The 16508-nt window shown below is 60.3% G+C and carries 17 protein-coding genes; 14 read left to right on the plus strand and 3 right to left on the minus strand.

All coding sequences use genetic code 11. The annotated features are described in order from the left end of the window. Nucleotides 1-128: 128 nt before the first annotated feature. From ACA067_RS05730 to ccoM, 3 genes are all read left to right on the plus strand, one after another. Nucleotides 129-470 (plus strand): aspartate-semialdehyde dehydrogenase, encoded by a 342-nt coding sequence (locus tag ACA067_RS05730; protein WP_497460948.1) that lies wholly within the window; start codon nt 129-131, stop codon nt 468-470. A gap of 72 nt (nt 471-542) precedes the next feature. Next, a complete protein-coding gene (locus tag ACA067_RS05735) occupies nt 543-704 on the plus strand; it encodes a hypothetical protein (RefSeq protein WP_007906621.1) in 162 nt (53 codons plus the stop codon). 143 nt (nt 705-847) lie between these two features. Then, nucleotides 848-961 carry a cytochrome c oxidase subunit CcoM gene (gene ccoM / locus ACA067_RS05740; protein ID WP_318183103.1) on the plus strand — a complete coding sequence of 38 codons (114 nt, stop codon included), beginning with the start codon at nt 848-850 and terminating at the stop codon, nt 959-961. 261 nt (nt 962-1222) lie between these two features. Here the strand turns inward: ccoM and ACA067_RS05745 are convergent, their stop codons facing one another. Both ACA067_RS05745 and ACA067_RS05750 read right to left on the minus strand, forming a co-directional pair. Then, nucleotides 1223-2698, minus strand: a complete 1476-nt coding sequence (locus ACA067_RS05745) for an inorganic phosphate transporter (RefSeq protein ID WP_497460949.1) — start codon at nt 2696-2698, stop codon at nt 1223-1225. 379 nt (nt 2699-3077) lie between these two features. Next, a complete protein-coding gene (locus ACA067_RS05750; RefSeq protein ID WP_497460950.1) occupies nt 3078-3278 on the minus strand; it encodes a hypothetical protein in 201 nt (66 codons plus the stop codon). Nucleotides 3279-3946: 668 nt separating this feature from the next. Between ACA067_RS05750 and pcaR the strand changes: the two genes are divergently transcribed. The 11 genes from pcaR (at nt 3947) to pcaC (ending at nt 14770) form a co-directional block, all read left to right on the plus strand. Further along, entirely contained in the window at nt 3947-4789 is an 843-nt protein-coding gene (gene pcaR, locus ACA067_RS05755) for a pca regulon transcriptional regulator PcaR (RefSeq protein WP_497460951.1), read from the plus strand. Nucleotides 4790-4916: 127 nt separating this feature from the next. After that, a complete protein-coding gene (pcaK, locus tag ACA067_RS05760) occupies nt 4917-6263 on the plus strand; it encodes a 4-hydroxybenzoate transporter PcaK (RefSeq protein WP_497460952.1) in 1347 nt (448 codons plus the stop codon). Nucleotides 6264-6535: 272 nt separating this feature from the next. Continuing rightward, on the plus strand, nt 6536-7396 hold the full coding sequence (locus ACA067_RS05765) for a CoA transferase subunit A (protein ID WP_497460953.1): 861 nt from the start codon (nt 6536-6538) through the stop codon (nt 7394-7396). After that, a complete protein-coding gene (locus tag ACA067_RS05770) occupies nt 7393-8172 on the plus strand; it encodes a CoA-transferase subunit beta (protein ID WP_497460954.1) in 780 nt (259 codons plus the stop codon). The genes ACA067_RS05765 and ACA067_RS05770 overlap by 4 nt, the downstream gene beginning before the upstream one ends. Continuing rightward, nucleotides 8169-9374: a 3-oxoadipyl-CoA thiolase gene (gene pcaF, locus ACA067_RS05775; RefSeq protein ID WP_497460955.1), complete on the plus strand. Its 1206-nt coding sequence runs from the start codon at nt 8169-8171 to the stop codon at nt 9372-9374. Before ACA067_RS05770 ends, pcaF begins: the two co-directional genes overlap by 4 nt. 37 nt (nt 9375-9411) lie before the next feature. Further along, the gene (gene pcaH / locus ACA067_RS05780) at nt 9412-10116 is read left to right on the plus strand and encodes a protocatechuate 3,4-dioxygenase subunit beta (protein ID WP_497460956.1); all 705 of its coding nucleotides are present in this window, start codon (nt 9412-9414) and stop codon (nt 10114-10116) included. A gap of 1 nt (nt 10117) precedes the next feature. Beyond that, nucleotides 10118-10684, plus strand: coding sequence for a protocatechuate 3,4-dioxygenase subunit alpha (gene pcaG / locus ACA067_RS05785; RefSeq protein ID WP_497460957.1), 567 nt, complete (start codon nt 10118-10120; stop codon nt 10682-10684). A 163-nt stretch (nt 10685-10847) separates the two neighbouring features. Beyond that, entirely contained in the window at nt 10848-12152 is a 1305-nt protein-coding gene (locus ACA067_RS05790) for an MFS family transporter (RefSeq protein ID WP_497460958.1), read from the plus strand. Between the two features lie 47 nt (nt 12153-12199). Next, on the plus strand, nt 12200-13564 hold the full coding sequence (locus ACA067_RS05795) for a 3-carboxy-cis,cis-muconate cycloisomerase (RefSeq protein WP_497460959.1): 1365 nt from the start codon (nt 12200-12202) through the stop codon (nt 13562-13564). An 11-nt stretch (nt 13565-13575) separates the two neighbouring features. Then, nucleotides 13576-14367 carry a 3-oxoadipate enol-lactonase gene (gene pcaD / locus ACA067_RS05800; RefSeq protein ID WP_497460960.1) on the plus strand — a complete coding sequence of 264 codons (792 nt, stop codon included), beginning with the start codon at nt 13576-13578 and terminating at the stop codon, nt 14365-14367. 10 nt (nt 14368-14377) lie between these two features. After that, on the plus strand, nt 14378-14770 hold the full coding sequence (gene pcaC, locus ACA067_RS05805; protein WP_497460961.1) for a 4-carboxymuconolactone decarboxylase: 393 nt from the start codon (nt 14378-14380) through the stop codon (nt 14768-14770). 347 nt (nt 14771-15117) lie between these two features. On the opposite strand, the gene ACA067_RS05810 is transcribed toward pcaC, so the two are convergent. Beyond that, nucleotides 15118-16377 (minus strand): OprD family porin, encoded by a 1260-nt coding sequence (locus tag ACA067_RS05810; protein ID WP_497460962.1) that lies wholly within the window; start codon nt 16375-16377, stop codon nt 15118-15120. Nucleotides 16378-16508: the final 131 nt, after the last annotated feature.

Below are 16508 nucleotides of genomic sequence, written 5' to 3' on the forward strand. Positions count from 1 at the left end.
ACCTTAGACTACCCAGACGAGGGGGCAGGCCGGGGCACCTATTCGTGCCAACCGGGTCACAGTTTGCGACCGATGGCTCAAGTCGCCATCTGCGCAGCCGACAGCCTGCTGACAGGAGACCCATCATTATGCTGCCACCGATGCTCCCCTTGAGTGCGGTTCCGATCACCTCACAGCTCGACCCGGTCCGCCCGCGTCCGGATATCCCGCCTGTGGTGCCGGTGCAGGAAAGCTCCAGCGAAAGCACGATCGACCTGCAGCAACACGATCCGGAAGAGGCGGCCTTTCAATTGCGCGAGGAACAACGTCGCAAGCAGGAGCGGGAAAAGCGTCGTCGTGAAGCGGATGACAGCGTTGAAGTACACCTGGCGATTCCCGGTACCGAGCTCAACGCCGACAACACCGTGCCGGTCGTGCCGCTGATTGAAGGCGAGCCACGTCAGGGTTTGTGGGTTGATATCAAGATTTGAGGGGATGGCTGTTCAGGGTTGCCTTCACACCGCATTATTATGACAAACCTGCCAAGCGATGTACTGAATGCCATGAGCCAAGACGACAAGCTGATCGACCTCAACACCGAACGCGCCAAGCGGGTTCATGACCTCAACGAAAAACGCCTGAATGAAGTGCGCCAGGCATTTGAACAGGCCATGCCGTTGGGCAAGGCGAAGAAAAAGCCGAAAAACAAACCGAAAAAGCGTTGATGTCCCCTGCATCGGTTGATGCAGGTCAATTTTTCCCCTCCTTTACGCCCAGTCTCGGGCGACATTGATCCCGGTCAATTTTCTCTTCTGCCTGATTGGTTACCTTGGCTCCATCGCAACAGGGTAACTGTAGGAGAGCCGTCATGTTCCTCGACAACGTGGTGATCGCCGGAGTGCTGACCGTCGGCCTCATGGTTCTGTTTTTTGCAGGGTTTGGATTTTTTATCTGGAAGGACTCGCATAAGCGCAAGCCATAAGTCTTTCCGGATGTAATGAGCACGCAAGGCATTTTGGGCGACTTCGGTCGCCTTTTTTTTGCCTGCGCTTCTATCGGGGTATGCAAACCCCTGTGGGAGCGAGCTTGCTCGCGATGAGGCCATAACATTCAAGATCCATGTCGACTGTAAGGCCGCCATCGCGAGCAAGCTCGCTCCCACAGGGGATTTGCGTTGCCTTGATGTGTGCAATAAAAAAGGCGCGAACCTCACGGAACGCGCCTTTTTTTTTGCCGCTGCGTATCAGCTGCCGAGTGCCTTCGAAGCCAGCCAGAACAAGCCGGCCGACAGCGCCACGGTCGCCGGCAGGGTCAGGACCCAGGCCAGCAGGATGGTTCTGACGGTGCCGCCTTGCAGGCCGCTTTTGTTGGCGACCATGGTGCCGGCCACGCCCGAGGACAGGACGTGGGTGGTGGACACCGGCAGGCTGAAGATGTTGGCCATGCCGATCAGGCTCGCAGTAGTGATCTGTGCCGACATGCCTTGGGAGTAAGTCATGCCCTGCTTGCCGATCTTCTCGCCGATGGTCAGTACCACGCGTTTCCAACCAACCATGGTACCCAGGCCGAGGGCCAGGGCGACCGCCAGAATCACCCAGAACGGCGCGTATTCGGTGGTGGTGGTCAGGTCTTTGCGCAACTTGTCCAGGTCAGCCTTTTCACGGGCCGCGAGGCCAGGCAGTTTGCCGACTTTCTTCGCGGTGTCATCAAGGCACAGCAGGTAGCGACGCACTTCAATGCGGTTTTCCGCCGGCAGCGAGTGGTAGTCGGCTACACCCTTGAGAGTGCCAAGCAGGGCCGTGATGGTCGGTTCGGTCTGTTGCGGGTTGCAACGGAATTTCTCCGGCAGATCGCCTTCCACGCTTTTGCCCAAAGCCAGGTATTCACCCAGGGTATCGGCATTGCGCTTGTAGAACTGGCTCAGGTGCAAGGTCGCGTCGCGAGTCCGTTCGATCTGGTAGGTCGTGCTGCCCAGGTCGAGCACGAACTGCGCCGGGACGATACCGATCAGCACCAGCATGATCAGGCCGATACCCTTCTGGCCATCGTTGGAACCGTGCACAAAGCTGACGGCCATCGCCGAAATCACCAGCACCAGGCGGTTCCAGAACGGCGGGTGCTTCTTGTCGTCGATCTTGCGGCGCTGTTCCGGCGTCTTGTGCATTTTCGACAGCGGACGCCACCATTTAAGGCCGATCAATATCAGGGCGGCGACCAGGAAGCCGGCCATCGGCGAGAACACCAGGGAGGCGCCGATGTCGATCGCTTTCTGCCAGTTCACGCCATCGGCCAACGGAATGTCGTTGATCAAGGCATTGGCCAGGCCGACACCGAGTATCGAACCGATCAGCGTGTGGGAGCTGGAAGCCGGGATGCCGAAATACCAGGTACCCAGGTTCCAGGTAATGGCGGCGGCAAGCAACGAGAACACCATGGCCAGCCCGTGACCGGTGTTCACATTGATCAACAGCTCTACCGGCAACAGGTGGACGATGGCGTAGGCCACGCCAACCCCGCCCAGCAGCACGCCGAGAAAGTTGAACACACCGGAAAAGAACACCGCCAGATGAGGCGGCATGGCTTTGGTGTAGATAACAGTGGCCACCGCGTTAGCGGTGTCATGAAAGCCGTTGATGAACTCGAAGGCGAGGACAAAGGCCAGGGCGAGCAAGAGGCTCACAAGCACCCAAGCATCCAGTCCGCTGAATAAATCGATCATGAAGGTTTTCTGACCCGGTCGTAAGGGGGCGCGATTATGCCAGAAAAGACCGCTAATCGATGCACTTGCTGCTCATCGGTAACATTCTTCAACGAATTAATTTGTAAAAATACCTTGGGCCCCCGGGTTTTACCGGGTTTTACAAGTCATTGAATTTCTTTGGAAAGCCCACAGGCACAAGGGTTTCTCTCGTAGGACCGAGAGGCTTCAACGCTTGTGTGAAATATCTGAAAAGAGGGCCAGACATAAGCCATTAACCTCATCCGATGGGTGAGGCAGCCGCTGCCCGCGGATAACGGGCGCGAAAAGGCAACATCTATACACCGCGCTTGTAACGGGTGCAGACACCAGGCCCTTGAAAGGAATTCGGCCGAGACTGTCACGGCTCTTCGGCTTTGAGTTCCTTTTCCATTTTCTGCAGTTCTTGAGTGAATGCCTGATCCTGAACGGTGGCGCGTTTACGCCAAGGCTTGCGTTCCGGTTCTGACTGGGCGGCGTAGGTGGTGACTTCCCCGCCGTACACTTCCTTGTAACGTTGTTCCTGGCGCTCAAGTTCCGCGCGCAGTTCGTCTTTTGTCACGGTAGTACCTGATTGAGATGAGATTAATTCTGGTGAAACGCGCTGCATAGAACCTATTGGTCGCGCTCGCCGAAAAGACAAAACCCGCGAAGGCTTCGTTTCTGGGCATTTGCGATCAATACTTCCATGTTGCAGGCGGCCACGGCACCAGAGACAAATAGCTGACGTAGCATCAGATTCCTGTTCCAGCGAGCGCCAGGTCGTAGCCTATGAAATGAGCGTCTGGCGCTTGCTGCGGGCAGCGGCGATGGGACATCGCGCTACCGGTGGTGAACTCGCGTAAAAACCGAGCACCACTGAACTGTATTATAGCGGTCGATTCGAAGAACACTATCGCCAACGCGTTAAAAGTGGTTCTCCATATGTGATTGTTTTGTTGTTCGCAACTTCAGGGGCCAACTAGGACGCCTTCCACAGCGGTGTCTTTCTGACGCCATTAAGTCGGTCAAGTAAGGACAATTACATTTACCCTCTTATGCCTATGCCGTGCAAGCGTGAATCGTCGAGGGAAGGTATCCATCCGCCGAGATATCGCCAAGTGCAGCTGCCATCGATTGCGATTATCGGCTGAGCGTTCGATAATCGCCCAATGTTGGCCGCCCATGGCTTGTGCAGGAAGCCGGGAGCCGCTTGTAATAGTCGCTGATCCGTGTGGGAAAGGACCTGATATGAACGATCAAATGCGCAATGCCTTCGCCTCCGTGGCGCCGCCAATCGTTGCGTCGCCGGCCAAGCGGATCCAGGCCATGACCGGTGACCCCGATTTCATGACGTCCCTGGCCCGAGGCCTGGCCGTGGTGCAAGCGTTCCAGGAGCGCAAACGGCACCTGACCATTGCTCAGATCAGCCATCGCACGGAAATTCCTCGCGCCGCAGTGCGACGTTGCCTGCACACCCTGATCAAGCTCGGCTACGCCACCACTGACGGTCGCACCTATTCGCTGCTGCCCAAAGTGCTGACCCTCGGCCATGCCTATGTGTCCTCGACACCGTTGGCGGTATCCGCCCAGCCCTACCTGGACCGCATGAGCGAGCAACTTCACGAGGCGTGCAACATGGCCACGCTGGAAGGCGATGACATCCTGTATATCGCCCGCTCCGCCACCACTCAACGCCTGATTTCCGTTGATTTGTCGGTGGGCGGACGCCTGCCGGCCTATTGCACGTCCATGGGTAGAATTCTTCTCGCCGCGCTGGACGATACTTCGTTGCGCGAGTACCTCGATCATGCGGAGTTCCAGGCCAAGACCAGTCGTACCTTGCATACCCCCGAGGCGTTGCTCGAATGCCTGCAAGAAGTGCGGCAGCAAGGTTGGTGCATCGTCGATCAGGAGCTCGAGCAAGGCCTGCGCTCGATTGCCGTTCCGGTATATGACGCGTCCGGGCAAGTCGTGGCGGCCTTGAATGTCAGTACTCACGCCGGACGGGTCAGCCGCAACGAGCTGGAACAGCGTTTCCTGCCGGGGCTGCTGAGCGCCAGCCGTGACCTCAGTGCACAACTCTTCGCCTAAGTTGTTCGATAACCGCACACAGCCGCATTTGTCGAATTGACGCTCATTCACCAGGATCACTAATGTCGCGGCAGCGTCAGCCTTGGCTGACTCCTGTCCGACTGCGTTCTTGCGTGGAATAAGAATAATGAACCAACCCCAGTCTGCTGTAGGTCACTGCCTCGACGTGCAGTCCTTCATCAATGCCCAACCCATTTCGCGCTACCAATGGCGAGTGGTGATCCTGTGTTTCCTGATTGTCTTTCTCGATGGCCTCGATACGGCGGCCATGGGTTTCATCGCGCCGGCCCTGTCCCAGGATTGGGGGATCGACCGCGCCAGCCTCGGCCCGGTGATGAGTGCCGCGTTGATCGGCATGGTCTTCGGTGCACTGGGTTCCGGCCCGTTGGCTGACCGCTTCGGGCGAAAAGTCGTACTGGTGGGCGCGGTGCTGTTGTTCGGCGCCTTCAGTCTGGCATCCGCTTACAGCACTAACGTCGATCAATTGCTGGTGCTGCGTTTCCTCACCGGCCTGGGGCTTGGGGCCGGGATGCCAAACGCCACGACCCTGCTGTCGGAATACACGCCGGAGCGCAAGAAGTCCCTGCTGGTGACCAGCATGTTCTGCGGTTTCAACCTCGGCATGGCCGGTGGCGGATTCATCTCGGCGAAACTGATTCCGGCGTTCGGCTGGCACAGCCTGCTGCTGATCGGCGGGATTCTGCCGCTGATCCTGGCGGTGGTTTTGCTGTTCTGGTTGCCGGAATCGGCACGTTACCTGGTCGTGCGCAATCGCGGCACGGACAAAGTGCGCAAGACTCTGGCGCCGATCGACCCGACGGTCGTCGCCCAGGCTTCAAGCTTCAGCGTGCCGGAACAGAAAACCGTGAAAGCCCGCAACGTATTCGCGGTGATCTTCTCCGGCACCTACAGCGCCGGCACCTTGTTGCTGTGGCTGACCTATTTCATGGGCCTGGTGATCGTTTACCTGCTGACCAGTTGGCTACCAACGCTGATGCGTGACAGCGGCGCGAGCATGGAGCAGGCGGCGTTCATCGGGGCGCTGTTCCAGTTTGGTGGAGTGCTGAGCGCGGTGGGGGTGGGCTGGGCCATGGATCGGTTCAATCCGCACAAGGTCATCGGCATTTTCTACCTGCTGGCCGGGGTATTTGCCTACGCGGTAGGGCAGAGCCTGGGCAACATCACGTTACTGGCGACCCTGGTGCTGGTGGCCGGGATGTGCGTGAACGGCGCGCAATCGGCGATGCCATCGCTGGCGGCACGGTTTTATCCCACTCAAGGCCGCGCAACCGGTGTGTCGTGGATGCTCGGGATTGGCCGCTTCGGCGCGATTCTCGGTGCGTGGATGGGCGCAACGTTGCTGGGCCTGGGCTGGAACTTCGAGCAGGTGCTGACGGCGCTGGTGATTCCGGCGGCAGTGGCGACGACGGCGGTGGTGATCAAGGGCATGGTCAGTCATGCGGATGCGACCTGATCCGGCTTTGAAATAGCGCTGTCCCAAAAAGATCGCAGTCTTCGGCAGCTCCTACATTGGAATGCGTACACCTGTAGGAGCTGCCGAAGGCTGCGATCTTTTGCAGGCAACACAGAACGGTAGGCAGACAACAATCTGTGCGATAAACGAACACTCAGTCGATTATCGGATTGTTTGACGATTTTCAGAGGCTTACTCTTCAGTCATTCCGGCGCTGCGCATCGCGCCTTTTTCTTCCACTGTCGGTTCATAACAAAACGGGAGCCTGCCCCATGGCTGAAATCCTTTCGCTGCACGACGCGGTGAAGCAATTCGTTAACGACGGCGATACGGTCGCACTCGAAGGCTTCACCCACCTGATCCCTACCGCGGCGGGTCACGAAATCATTCGCCAGGGCAAGAAAGACCTGACACTGGTGCGGATGACCCCTGACTTGATCTACGATCAGTTGATCGGTGCCGGTTGTGCTCGCAAGCTGATCTTCTCCTGGGGCGGTAACCCGGGTGTCGGCTCTCTGCACCGTCTGCGCGATGCAGTCGAGAAGCAATGGCCGCACGCGCTCGAAATCGAAGAACACAGCCACGCCGACCTGGCCAATGCCTACGTCGCTGGCGCTTCGGGACTACCTTTTGCGGTGCTGCGCGCCTACGCCGGCTCCGACCTGCCAAAGGTCAACCCGCTGATCAAGACCGTCACTTGCCCGTTCACCGGCGAAGTGCTGGCGGCCGTGCCGTCGGTGCGCCCGGACATCACCGTGATACACGCACAGAAAGCCGACCGCAAAGGCAACGTGCTGCTGTGGGGCATCCTCGGCGTGCAAAAAGAAGCCGCGCTGGCGGCCAAGCGTTGCATCGTTACCGTCGAAGAAATCGTCGACGACCTCAATGCACCGATGAATTCCTGTGTACTGCCAACCTGGGCCCTGAGCGCGGTCTGCCACGTCCCTGGCGGCGCACATCCGTCCTACGCTCACGGTTACAACGAGCGCGACAACCGTTTCTACCAGGCCTGGGACCCGATTGCCCGCGATCGTGAAACCTTCACCGCGTGGATCAACGAGTACATCCATGGCTGCGCTGACTTCAGCGAGTTCCAGGCCAAGCTGGCCGCTGCTTCGCAGGTGAAGAAATGACTTACACCACCAATGAAATGATGACCGTCGCCGCCGCCCGCCGCCTGAAGAACGGTTCGGTGTGTTTTGTCGGCATCGGCCTGCCGTCGAAAGCAGCCAACCTGGCACGTCTGACCTCGTCGCCAGACGTCGTGCTGATCTACGAATCGGGCCCGATCGGTGCCAAGCCGAGCGTACTGCCGTTGTCGATCGGTGATGGTGAGTTGGCGGAAACCGCCGACACCGTAGTCCCGACCGGTGAGATTTTTCGCTACTGGCTGCAGGGCGGGCGCATCGACGTCGGCTTCCTCGGTGCCGCGCAAGTCGACCGCTTCGGCAACATCAATACCACCGTGGTGGGTGACTACCACGCGCCGAAAGTCCGTCTGCCGGGTGCCGGTGGCGCGCCGGAAATCGCCGGTTCCGCCAAGAGCGTGTTGATCATCCTCAAGCAGTCGGCGCGTTCCTTCGTCGACAAGCTCGACTTCATCACCTCGGTCGGTCATGGCGAGGGCGGTGATTCACGCAAGCGTCTCGGTCTGCCGGGCGCCGGTCCGGTCGGTATCATTACCGACCTGTGCATCATGGAGCCGGAAGCCGGCACCCATGAATTCGTGGTCACCGCACTGCACCCGGGCGTGACCCGCGAGCAAGTGACCGCTGCCACGGGTTGGGCGATTCGTTTTGCCGAACACGTTGAAAACACCGCCGAGCCGACCGGAGTCGAGCTCAAGGCACTGCGCGATCTGGAAGCCCGCACTGCCGCGGCCCACGGCCAAGCGCCGGGAGAAGCGTGATGCGTGACGTTTATATCTGCGACGCGATTCGTACCCCCATCGGCCGTTTCGGCGGTGGCCTGTCGGCGGTTCGCGCCGACGACCTGGCTGCCGTGCCGATCAAGGCGCTGATGGAACGCAACCCGTCGGTAGACTGGAACGCGGTGGACGAGGTGTTCCTCGGTTGCGCCAACCAGGCCGGTGAAGACAACCGCAACGTGGCACGCATGGCGTTGCTGCTGGCGGGCCTGCCGGACAGCATTCCGGGCGTGACCCTCAACCGTCTGTGCGCCTCGGGCATGGATGCCATCGGCACTGCATTCCGGGCCATTGCCAGTGGCGAGATGGAGCTGGCGATTGCCGGTGGCGTCGAGTCGATGTCCCGCGCACCGTTCGTGATGGGCAAGGCCGATGCGGCGTTCTCGCGCAACATGAAGCTGGAAGACACCACCATCGGCTGGCGTTTCATCAACCCGTTGATGAAAGCCCAATACGGCGTGGATGCAATGCCGCAGACCGCCGACAACGTCGCCGACGATTACCAGATTTCCCGCGAGGATCAGGACGCTTTCGCACTGCGCAGCCAGCAAAAGACAGCCGCCGCGCAAGCTGCAGGGTTTTTCGCCGAAGAAATCGTCGAAGTGCGTATTGCCCACAAGAAAGGTGAAACGGTCGTCAGCCAGGACGAGCATCCTCGCGCCGACACCACCCTGGAAACCCTGGCCAGGCTTAAACCGGTCAACGGTCCTGACAAAACCGTTACCGCAGGCAATGCCTCGGGTGTGAATGACGGTGCGGCCGCATTGATCCTGGCGTCGGCCGAAGCGGTGAAAAAGCACGGCCTGACGGCGCGTGCCAAAGTATTGGGTATGTCCAGTGCCGGTGTCGCCCCTCGGGTCATGGGCATTGGCCCGGTCCCTGCGGTGCGCAAACTGACCGAACGCCTGGGCCTGGCTGTCAGCGATTTCGACGTGATCGAACTCAACGAGGCCTTCGCCAGCCAGGGTCTGGCTGTATTGCGCGAACTGGGGCTGGCGGACGACGCGGCTCAGGTCAATCCGAACGGTGGCGCCATTGCCTTGGGCCATCCGTTGGGCATGAGCGGTGCGCGCCTGGTGCTGACTGCGCTGCATCAGCTGGAAAAGACCGGCGGCAAGAAAGGTCTGGCGACCATGTGCGTCGGTGTCGGCCAGGGTCTGGCGTTGGCCATCGAACGCGTCTGACACCTCGCCTGGACTAATAAGAACTGAGGAATGCTCCATGACTGACAAGCCTGGTTACCGCCGCCCGCAGGCGGGCACTCAGCCGGAATACCTGCACCCGGCCTACCAATCCACCAACCGTCGCTCGCCGTCCAAGCCGCTGGTGTTCTTGCCTCACTCGCTGTCGGAAATTACCGGTCCGACGGTCGGTGCCGAGCGCATCAAAGAGAAGGACAACGACCTGACCACTCAGCACCAGGGCGAGCCGCAGGGCGAGCGGATCATCATCCACGGCCGCGTGCTGGATGAAGATGGCTTGCCGGTACCGGGGATCCTGGTGGAGATCTGGCAGGCCAATGCCGCCGGTCGCTACAACCATGATCGCGACCTGCACGATGCACCGCTGGACCCGAACTTCACCGGTACCGGCCGCACCGTGACCGACGCCGATGGCTGGTACCAGTTCCAGACCATCAAGCCCGGCGCCTACCCGTGGGGCAACCACCACAATGCCTGGCGCCCGGCGCACATCCACTTTTCGCTGTTCGGGCCGAGCATCCTGACGCGGCTGGTCACCCAGATGTATTTCCCCGGTGACCCGCTGCTGGCCTATGACCCGATCTACAACTGTGTACCGGATACGAGCGCCAAAGAGCGCCTGATCGCCAGTTTCGACCTGGAAAAAACCATCCCTTCCTACGCCCTCGGTTATCGCTGGGACATCGTCCTGCGCGGCCGCGAAGCCACGCCGATGGAGAAATAAGATGACGCTGAACGCGACCACGTCCCACACCGTCGGACCGTATTACCACATCGGCCTGACCTGGCTGAACCGCGAAGACCTGACCGTCGAACAAACCCTCGGCGAGCGCGTGGCGATCACCGGGCAGGTCATCGATGGCAACGGCGATGTCGTCAACGACGCAATGCTGGAAGTCTGGCAGGCCAATGCCGCCGGCAAGTACGACCACCCCGAAGACGATCAGGACAAACCCCTGGACCCGAACTTCGAAGGTTTTGGCCGAGTGCCGGTGGATGCTGAAGGGCGATTCCGCTTCACCACGATCAAGCCGGGTACGGTGCAAGGCCTCAAAGGCACGACCCAGGCACCGCACCTGGTGGTGCTGGTGTTCGCCCGTGGTTTGGTGAAGCACTTGCTGACGCGGATTTACTTTGATGGCGAGCCGGCCAATGTGGCTGATTCGCTGCTTGAATGCGTGCCTGCCGAGCGCCGCGATACCTTGCTGGCGAAGCAGGATGCTTCGGGGGTTTATCAGTGGAATGTGATTTTGCAAGGGACTGATGCGGAGACGGTGTTCTTCGATTATTAAGGTCAAGATCAAAAGATCGCAGCCTGCGGCAGCTCCTACATGGGTTCGGCATGCACTCTGTAGGAGCTGCCGCAGGCTGCGATCTTTTGATGTTTCAGAACTGTGGAACGGGATTGTTGCAAATTGTGTCTAGACTCTCACAGTCCCCAAAGAGTGAGTACCCATGGCTACCCCCACCGCTATTCCAGCGCACTACACCCGTGAAGAGCGCAGCAAACGGATCTTTGCGATTGTCGGCGCCTCGTCGGGCAACCTCGTTGAATGGTTCGACTTCTACGTCTACGCCTTTTGTGCAATCTATTTCGCGCCAGCGTTCTTTCCGTCCGACAACCCCACGGTGCAGCTGGTCAACACGGCGGGCGTATTCGCCGCCGGGTTCCTGATGCGGCCTATCGGTGGCTGGATCTTTGGCCGTGTCGCGGACAAGCACGGGCGCAAGAATTCGATGCTGATCTCGATTCTGATGATGTGCTTCGGTTCGTTGCTCATCGCTTGCCTGCCGACCTACAAGGACATCGGCGTCTGGGCGCCGATCATGCTGCTGTTCGCCCGCTTGCTGCAGGGCTTGTCGGTGGGCGGTGAGTATGGCACCACGGCGACCTACATGAGCGAAGTCGCCCTCAGGGGCCAGCGCGGTTTCTTCGCCTCGTTCCAGTACGTGACGCTGATCGGCGGGCAATTGCTGGCAGTGTCACTGGTGGTGGTCCTGCAACAGTTTCTCACCGAAGACGATCTGCGCGCCTACGGCTGGCGGATCCCGTTTGTGGTCGGTGCGGCGGCGGCATTGGTTTCGCTGTTCCTGCGTCGTTCGCTCAAGGAAACCACCAGCAAGGAAATGCGCGACAACAAGGACGCCGGCAGCATCCGTGCACTGTTCCGCGACCACAAGACCGCATTTATTACCGTGCTGGGTTACACCGCCGGTGGCTCGCTGATTTTCTACACCTTCACCACGTATATGCAGAAGTACCTGGTGAATACCGCCGGCATGCACGCCAAGACGGCCAGCTACATCATGACCGGCGCGCTGTTCCTATATATGTGCATGCAGCCGTTTTTCGGCATGCTCGCGGACAAGATCGGTCGTCGTAAGTCGATGCTCTGGTTCGGCGCCCTCGGTACCTTGTGCACCGTGCCGATCCTGCTGAGCCTGAAAAGCAACACCAGTCCGTTCCTGGCCTTCGTGCTGATTACCCTGGCGCTGGCGATCGTCAGTTTCTACACCTCCATCAGCGGCCTGGTGAAAGCCGAGATGTTCCCGCCGGAAGTGCGGGCATTGGGTGTCGGCCTGGCGTATGCGGTGGCGAATGCGATCTTTGGCGGTTCGGCGGAGTATGTGGCCTTGAGCCTCAAAGCCGTGGGCATGGAAAACTCCTTCTACTGGTACGTGACGGTGATGATGGCGGTGGCGTTCCTGTTCAGCCTGCGTCTGCCGAAGCAGGCGAAATATTTGCACGCCGATCTTTGATCTTTTTACCCGTGGGCCTGACCGGCCCACGCCTTCAGGGACTGTTTATGAACCAGCGACCGGGCAATCAATTGTTCGATGCTTATTTTACTGCCCGCGATATGCGTGACGTGTTCTGCGATCAGGGCCGGGTTCAGGCCATGCTCGATTTCGAAGCGGCACTGGCCCGGGCAGAGGCGCGGGTCGGGTTGATCCCGCCAACCGCCGTGGCACCGATCGAAACGGCTTGTCGGGCTGAGCAGTACGATTTCATCGCCCTCGGCGAGGCGATTGCCACGGCGGGCAATTCGGCGATTCCGCTGGTCAAGGCACTGGGCAGGCAGATCGCGAAGAACGATGCCGAAGCCGAGCGTTATGTGCATCTGGGTGCGACCAGTCAGGACGTGATGGACACCGGCCTGGTGCTGCAACTGCGCCGCGCGCTGGCGTTGATTGAAAGCGATCTGGCGCAACTGGGAGACCGCCTCGCGACCCAGGCCTTGCGTTACAGCGCCACACCACTGGCCGGGCGCACCTGGTTGCAACATGCAACGCCGGTGACCCTCGGCATGAAGATCGCCGGTTGGCTCGGCGCCGTGACCCGCAGCCGCCAGCGTCTGCAAGCACTCAAGCCACGACTGCTGGTGCTGCAATTCGGTGGTGCCTCCGGGACACTGGCAGCCCTCGGCGATCAGGCGATGCCGATTGCCGAAGCGCTGGCAGCAGAACTGCAACTGGCCTTGCCCGAACAACCCTGGCACACCCAGCGCGATCGCCTGGTGGAATTCGCTTCGGTGCTGGGTTTGATTGCCGGCAGCCTCGGCAAATTCGGTCGCGACATCAGCCTGTTGATGCAGACCGAAGCGGCCGAAGTCTTCGAGCCGTCGGCGCCGGGCAAAGGCGGTTCCTCGACCATGCCGCACAAACGCAACCCGGTGGGCGCAGCGGTGCTGATCGGTGCCGCGACCCGGGTGCCGGGTCTGTTGTCGACACTGTTCAGCGCCATGCCTCAGGAGCACGAGCGCAGCCTGGGGCTGTGGCATGCCGAGTGGGAAACCCTGCCGGAGATTTGCTGCCTGGTATCCGGTGCGTTGCAGCAGGCGCTGTTGTTGGCCGATGGGCTGGAAGTGGATGCCGATCGCATGGCCCGCAACCTCGATCTGACGCAGGGCCTGGTGCTGGCCGAAGCGGTGAGCATTGTCCTCGCCCAACGGGTCGGCCGCGACACCGCCCATCATCTGCTCGAACAATGCTGCAAGCGCGCCGTGGCGGAACAACGTCATTTGCGCGCGGTACTCGGCGCCGAGCCGCAAGTGACCGCCGAGCTGTCTGCCGGTGAACTCGATCGTCTGCTGGACCCCGCCCATTACCTCGGTCAGGCCCATACCTGGGTCGAGCGAGCAGTGGCTGAACATTCTGCGTTGACTGCCTGAAGGAGATTGCTGTGGCTTTCGTACAACTCGCCGAGGGCGAACTGAATTACCAACTTGATGGACCGGCCGATGCGCCGGTGCTGGTGCTGTCCAACTCGTTGGGCACCGACCTGCATATGTGGGACGCGCAGATAGCGGCGTTCACCGAACAGTTCCGGGTGCTGCGTTTCGATACCCGTGGGCACGGCAAGTCGCTGGTGACGCCGGGGCCCTACAGCATCGAGCAACTGGGCCATGACGTGCTGGCACTGCTGGATGCCTTGCACATCGAGCGCGCGCATTTTTGCGGCCTGTCCATGGGCGGCTTGATCGGCCAGTGGCTGGGGATCAACGCCGGCCAGCGTCTGCACAAACTGGTGGTGTGCAATACCGCGGCGAAAATCGGCGATCCATCGGTGTGGGACCCGCGGATCGAAACCGTGCTGCGTGACGGCGCGGCGGCCATGGTCGCGCTGCGCGATGCGTCGATTGCGCGCTGGTTCACCGCGGATTTCTCCGAAGCCAATCCCGAAGCGGCGAAGAAGATCACGGACATGCTCGCGGCGACATCGCCTGAAGGGTATGCGGCCAATTGCGCCGCCGTGCGCGATGCCGATTTCCGTGATCAGCTGTCCTCGATCAAGGTGCCGTTGCTGGTCATCGCCGGCACCGAAGATGCGGTCACGCCGCCGTCTGGCGGGCACTTCATTCAGGAGCATGTGCAGGGCGCCGAGTACGCCGAGTTCTACGCCGCGCATTTGTCCAACGTCCAGGCCGGCGCTGCGTTCAGCGACCGGGTACTGGCGTTCTTGTCAGCTGATTAAGGGGATGGTTGTGGACGAGAAACAACGTTATGACGAGGGCATGCAAGTCCGTCGCGCGGTACTCGGTGACGCCCACGTCGACCGCAGTTTGACCACCCTGACCGAGTTCAACTCGGAGTTTCAGGAGATGATCACCCGCCATGCCTGGGGCGACATCTGGACCCGCCCGGGCCTGCCACGCCACACCCGCAGTCTGATCACCATCGCCATGCTGATCGGCATGAACCGCGAGGGTGAACTCAAACTGCACCTGCGCGCCGCCGCCAACAACGGCGTAACCCGTGGCGAGATCAAGGAAGTGATCATGCAGAGCGCGATCTACTGTGGCATTCCGGCGGCGAATGCGACGTTTCACCTGGCAGAGTCGGTGTGGGATGAGTTGGGGGTCGAATCGCGGGGGTGATCCTGGTGTTTTGCAGTGTCTGAGCTGACGCCTTCGCGAGCAGGCTCGCTCCCACAATGGTCCGGTGTGAACGCAGGTGTTGTGTTCACCGAAGATCCCCTGTGGGAGCGAGCTTGCTCGCGATGAGGGCATAACATTCAATGTAGATGTTGACTGTTATTACGCCATCGCGGGCAAGCCCACACACAGTGGTCCAGTGTGAACACCAATTTTGTGTTCATCGAAGATCCCCTGTGGGAGCGAGCTTGCTCGCGATGAGGGCATTACATTCAATGTAGATGTTGAATGTCATGACGCCATCGTCGGAACGCCGCCCGGAGCAAGCTCGCTCCCACAGTAATTTGTGTTTACAGCAGGCTGATCGGGTAGCTGACGATCAAACGGTTCTCATCGAACTCGTTATTGCTGAAGTCGCGGCGGATGGTCGAGTTGCGCCATTTGACGTTCAGGTCCTTGAGCGCTCCGCTCTGTACGGTGTAGCCCAATTCACTCTCGCGACCCCATTCCTTGCCATCGGTAATGGTGCCGGTGCGCACGTTGTCACCGCTGATATAGCGGTTCATCAGGGTCAGGCCTGGCACTCCGAGTGCGACGAAGTTGTAGTCGTGGCGTAGTTGCCAGGATTTCTCCTTGGCGTTGTCGTAGCTGGCGTTGTAGCTGTCGTTGGCCAGGGTGCCGCCGCTGGTACCGTTGACCCGCATCCAGGCGTTGTCGCCGGTGAGTTTTTGCAGGCCGACGTAGAAGGTGTGGCCGCCGTACTTGGCCGAGAACAGGCCGGACCAGGTCTTGTTGTCCAGCTCGCCGGCCCGGGCGCTGCCGTCATCCTTGCCGTAGAAGAAGCCGAGGTTGGCGCCCAGGGTCCAATCGCCGATGGGCTGGCTATGGGTCACATTCAGGTATTGCTGGCTGTAGATGTCCTTGAGCTCGGCGTTCCACAAACCGACCTGGGTGCGCTTGTCGTTGAACAGGTACTCGCCGCCCTGAAAGTTGAAACGGTCTGAAGTGAATGCGGCCTGGCCGGTCATCGACATGTCGCTCATGCTGCTGTCGTCCCGCGGGCTGTTGGCGCGGAACTGGCCGCCGTAGAGGGTCAGGCCGGCGATTTCCTTCGAGGTGATCTGGCCGCCACGGAAGGTTTGCGGCAGGGAGCGACCGTCGTCGGAGCGCAGGATCGGCAGTACCGGCATCCATTCGCCGACCTTCACTTCGGTCTGTGACAGTTTGGCCTTGAACGCCACGTTGGTGCGGCCGAAGTTGTCCGCCGGGCGACCGTCGTGGTCCAGCGGCAGCAACTGCGTACCGCCGGTGCCTTTACCGCCGTCGAGTTTCACCGAATACAACCCCAGGACATCCATGCCGAACCCGACGGTGCCTTGAGTGAACCCGGATTTTGCGTCGAGGATGAAGCTTTGCGTCCACTCTTCAGCTTTGCCCTGGGCCCGGGTCGGGTTGGTGAAGTTGCGGTTGATGTAGAAGTTGCGCAGGTTCAGGTTGACCTTGGCCCCTTCGACAAAACCCGATTCCTCGGCCACGGCGGGCAGAGCCGCACCGGTCAGCGCGATGGCGATCAGGCTGGGAAAAAAATACTGCACGGTGGAAGGCGTCATGGGCTCGGGTCTCTCTAATTCTTGGGGATGAAGCGTGGCGATGCCGCAACCTGGGGTTGCAGTCACAAGATTCGAATTCGAAAACGGTGCGGGATCAGCCGGAGAGGGCAGGGCGCTGGGACATGGTGTCG

The sequence above is a fragment of the Pseudomonas sp. LBUM1674 genome (genome assembly GCF_059695635.1).

Bases quoted from the DNA above. Each gene is read 5' to 3' on its own strand.
- ACA067_RS05730 (WP_497460948.1), top strand. From the start codon at position 129: ATGCTGCCACCGATGCTCCCCTTGAGTGCGGTTCCGATCACCTCACAG.
- ACA067_RS05735 (WP_007906621.1), top strand. From the start codon at position 543: ATGAGCCAAGACGACAAGCTGATCGACCTCAACACCGAACGCGCCAAG.
- ccoM (WP_318183103.1), top strand. From the start codon at position 848: ATGTTCCTCGACAACGTGGTGATCGCCGGAGTGCTGACCGTCGGCCTC.
- ACA067_RS05745 (WP_497460949.1), bottom strand. From the start codon at position 2,698: ATGATCGATTTATTCAGCGGACTGGATGCTTGGGTGCTTGTGAGCCTC.
- pcaR (WP_497460951.1), top strand. From the start codon at position 3,947: ATGAACGATCAAATGCGCAATGCCTTCGCCTCCGTGGCGCCGCCAATC.
- pcaK (WP_497460952.1), top strand. From the start codon at position 4,917: ATGAACCAACCCCAGTCTGCTGTAGGTCACTGCCTCGACGTGCAGTCC.
- ACA067_RS05765 (WP_497460953.1), top strand. From the start codon at position 6,536: ATGGCTGAAATCCTTTCGCTGCACGACGCGGTGAAGCAATTCGTTAAC.
- ACA067_RS05770 (WP_497460954.1), top strand. From the start codon at position 7,393: ATGACTTACACCACCAATGAAATGATGACCGTCGCCGCCGCCCGCCGC.
- pcaH (WP_497460956.1), top strand. From the start codon at position 9,412: ATGACTGACAAGCCTGGTTACCGCCGCCCGCAGGCGGGCACTCAGCCG.
- pcaG (WP_497460957.1), top strand. From the start codon at position 10,118: ATGACGCTGAACGCGACCACGTCCCACACCGTCGGACCGTATTACCAC.
- ACA067_RS05790 (WP_497460958.1), top strand. From the start codon at position 10,848: ATGGCTACCCCCACCGCTATTCCAGCGCACTACACCCGTGAAGAGCGC.
- ACA067_RS05795 (WP_497460959.1), top strand. From the start codon at position 12,200: ATGAACCAGCGACCGGGCAATCAATTGTTCGATGCTTATTTTACTGCC.
- ACA067_RS05810 (WP_497460962.1), bottom strand. From the start codon at position 16,377: ATGACGCCTTCCACCGTGCAGTATTTTTTTCCCAGCCTGATCGCCATC.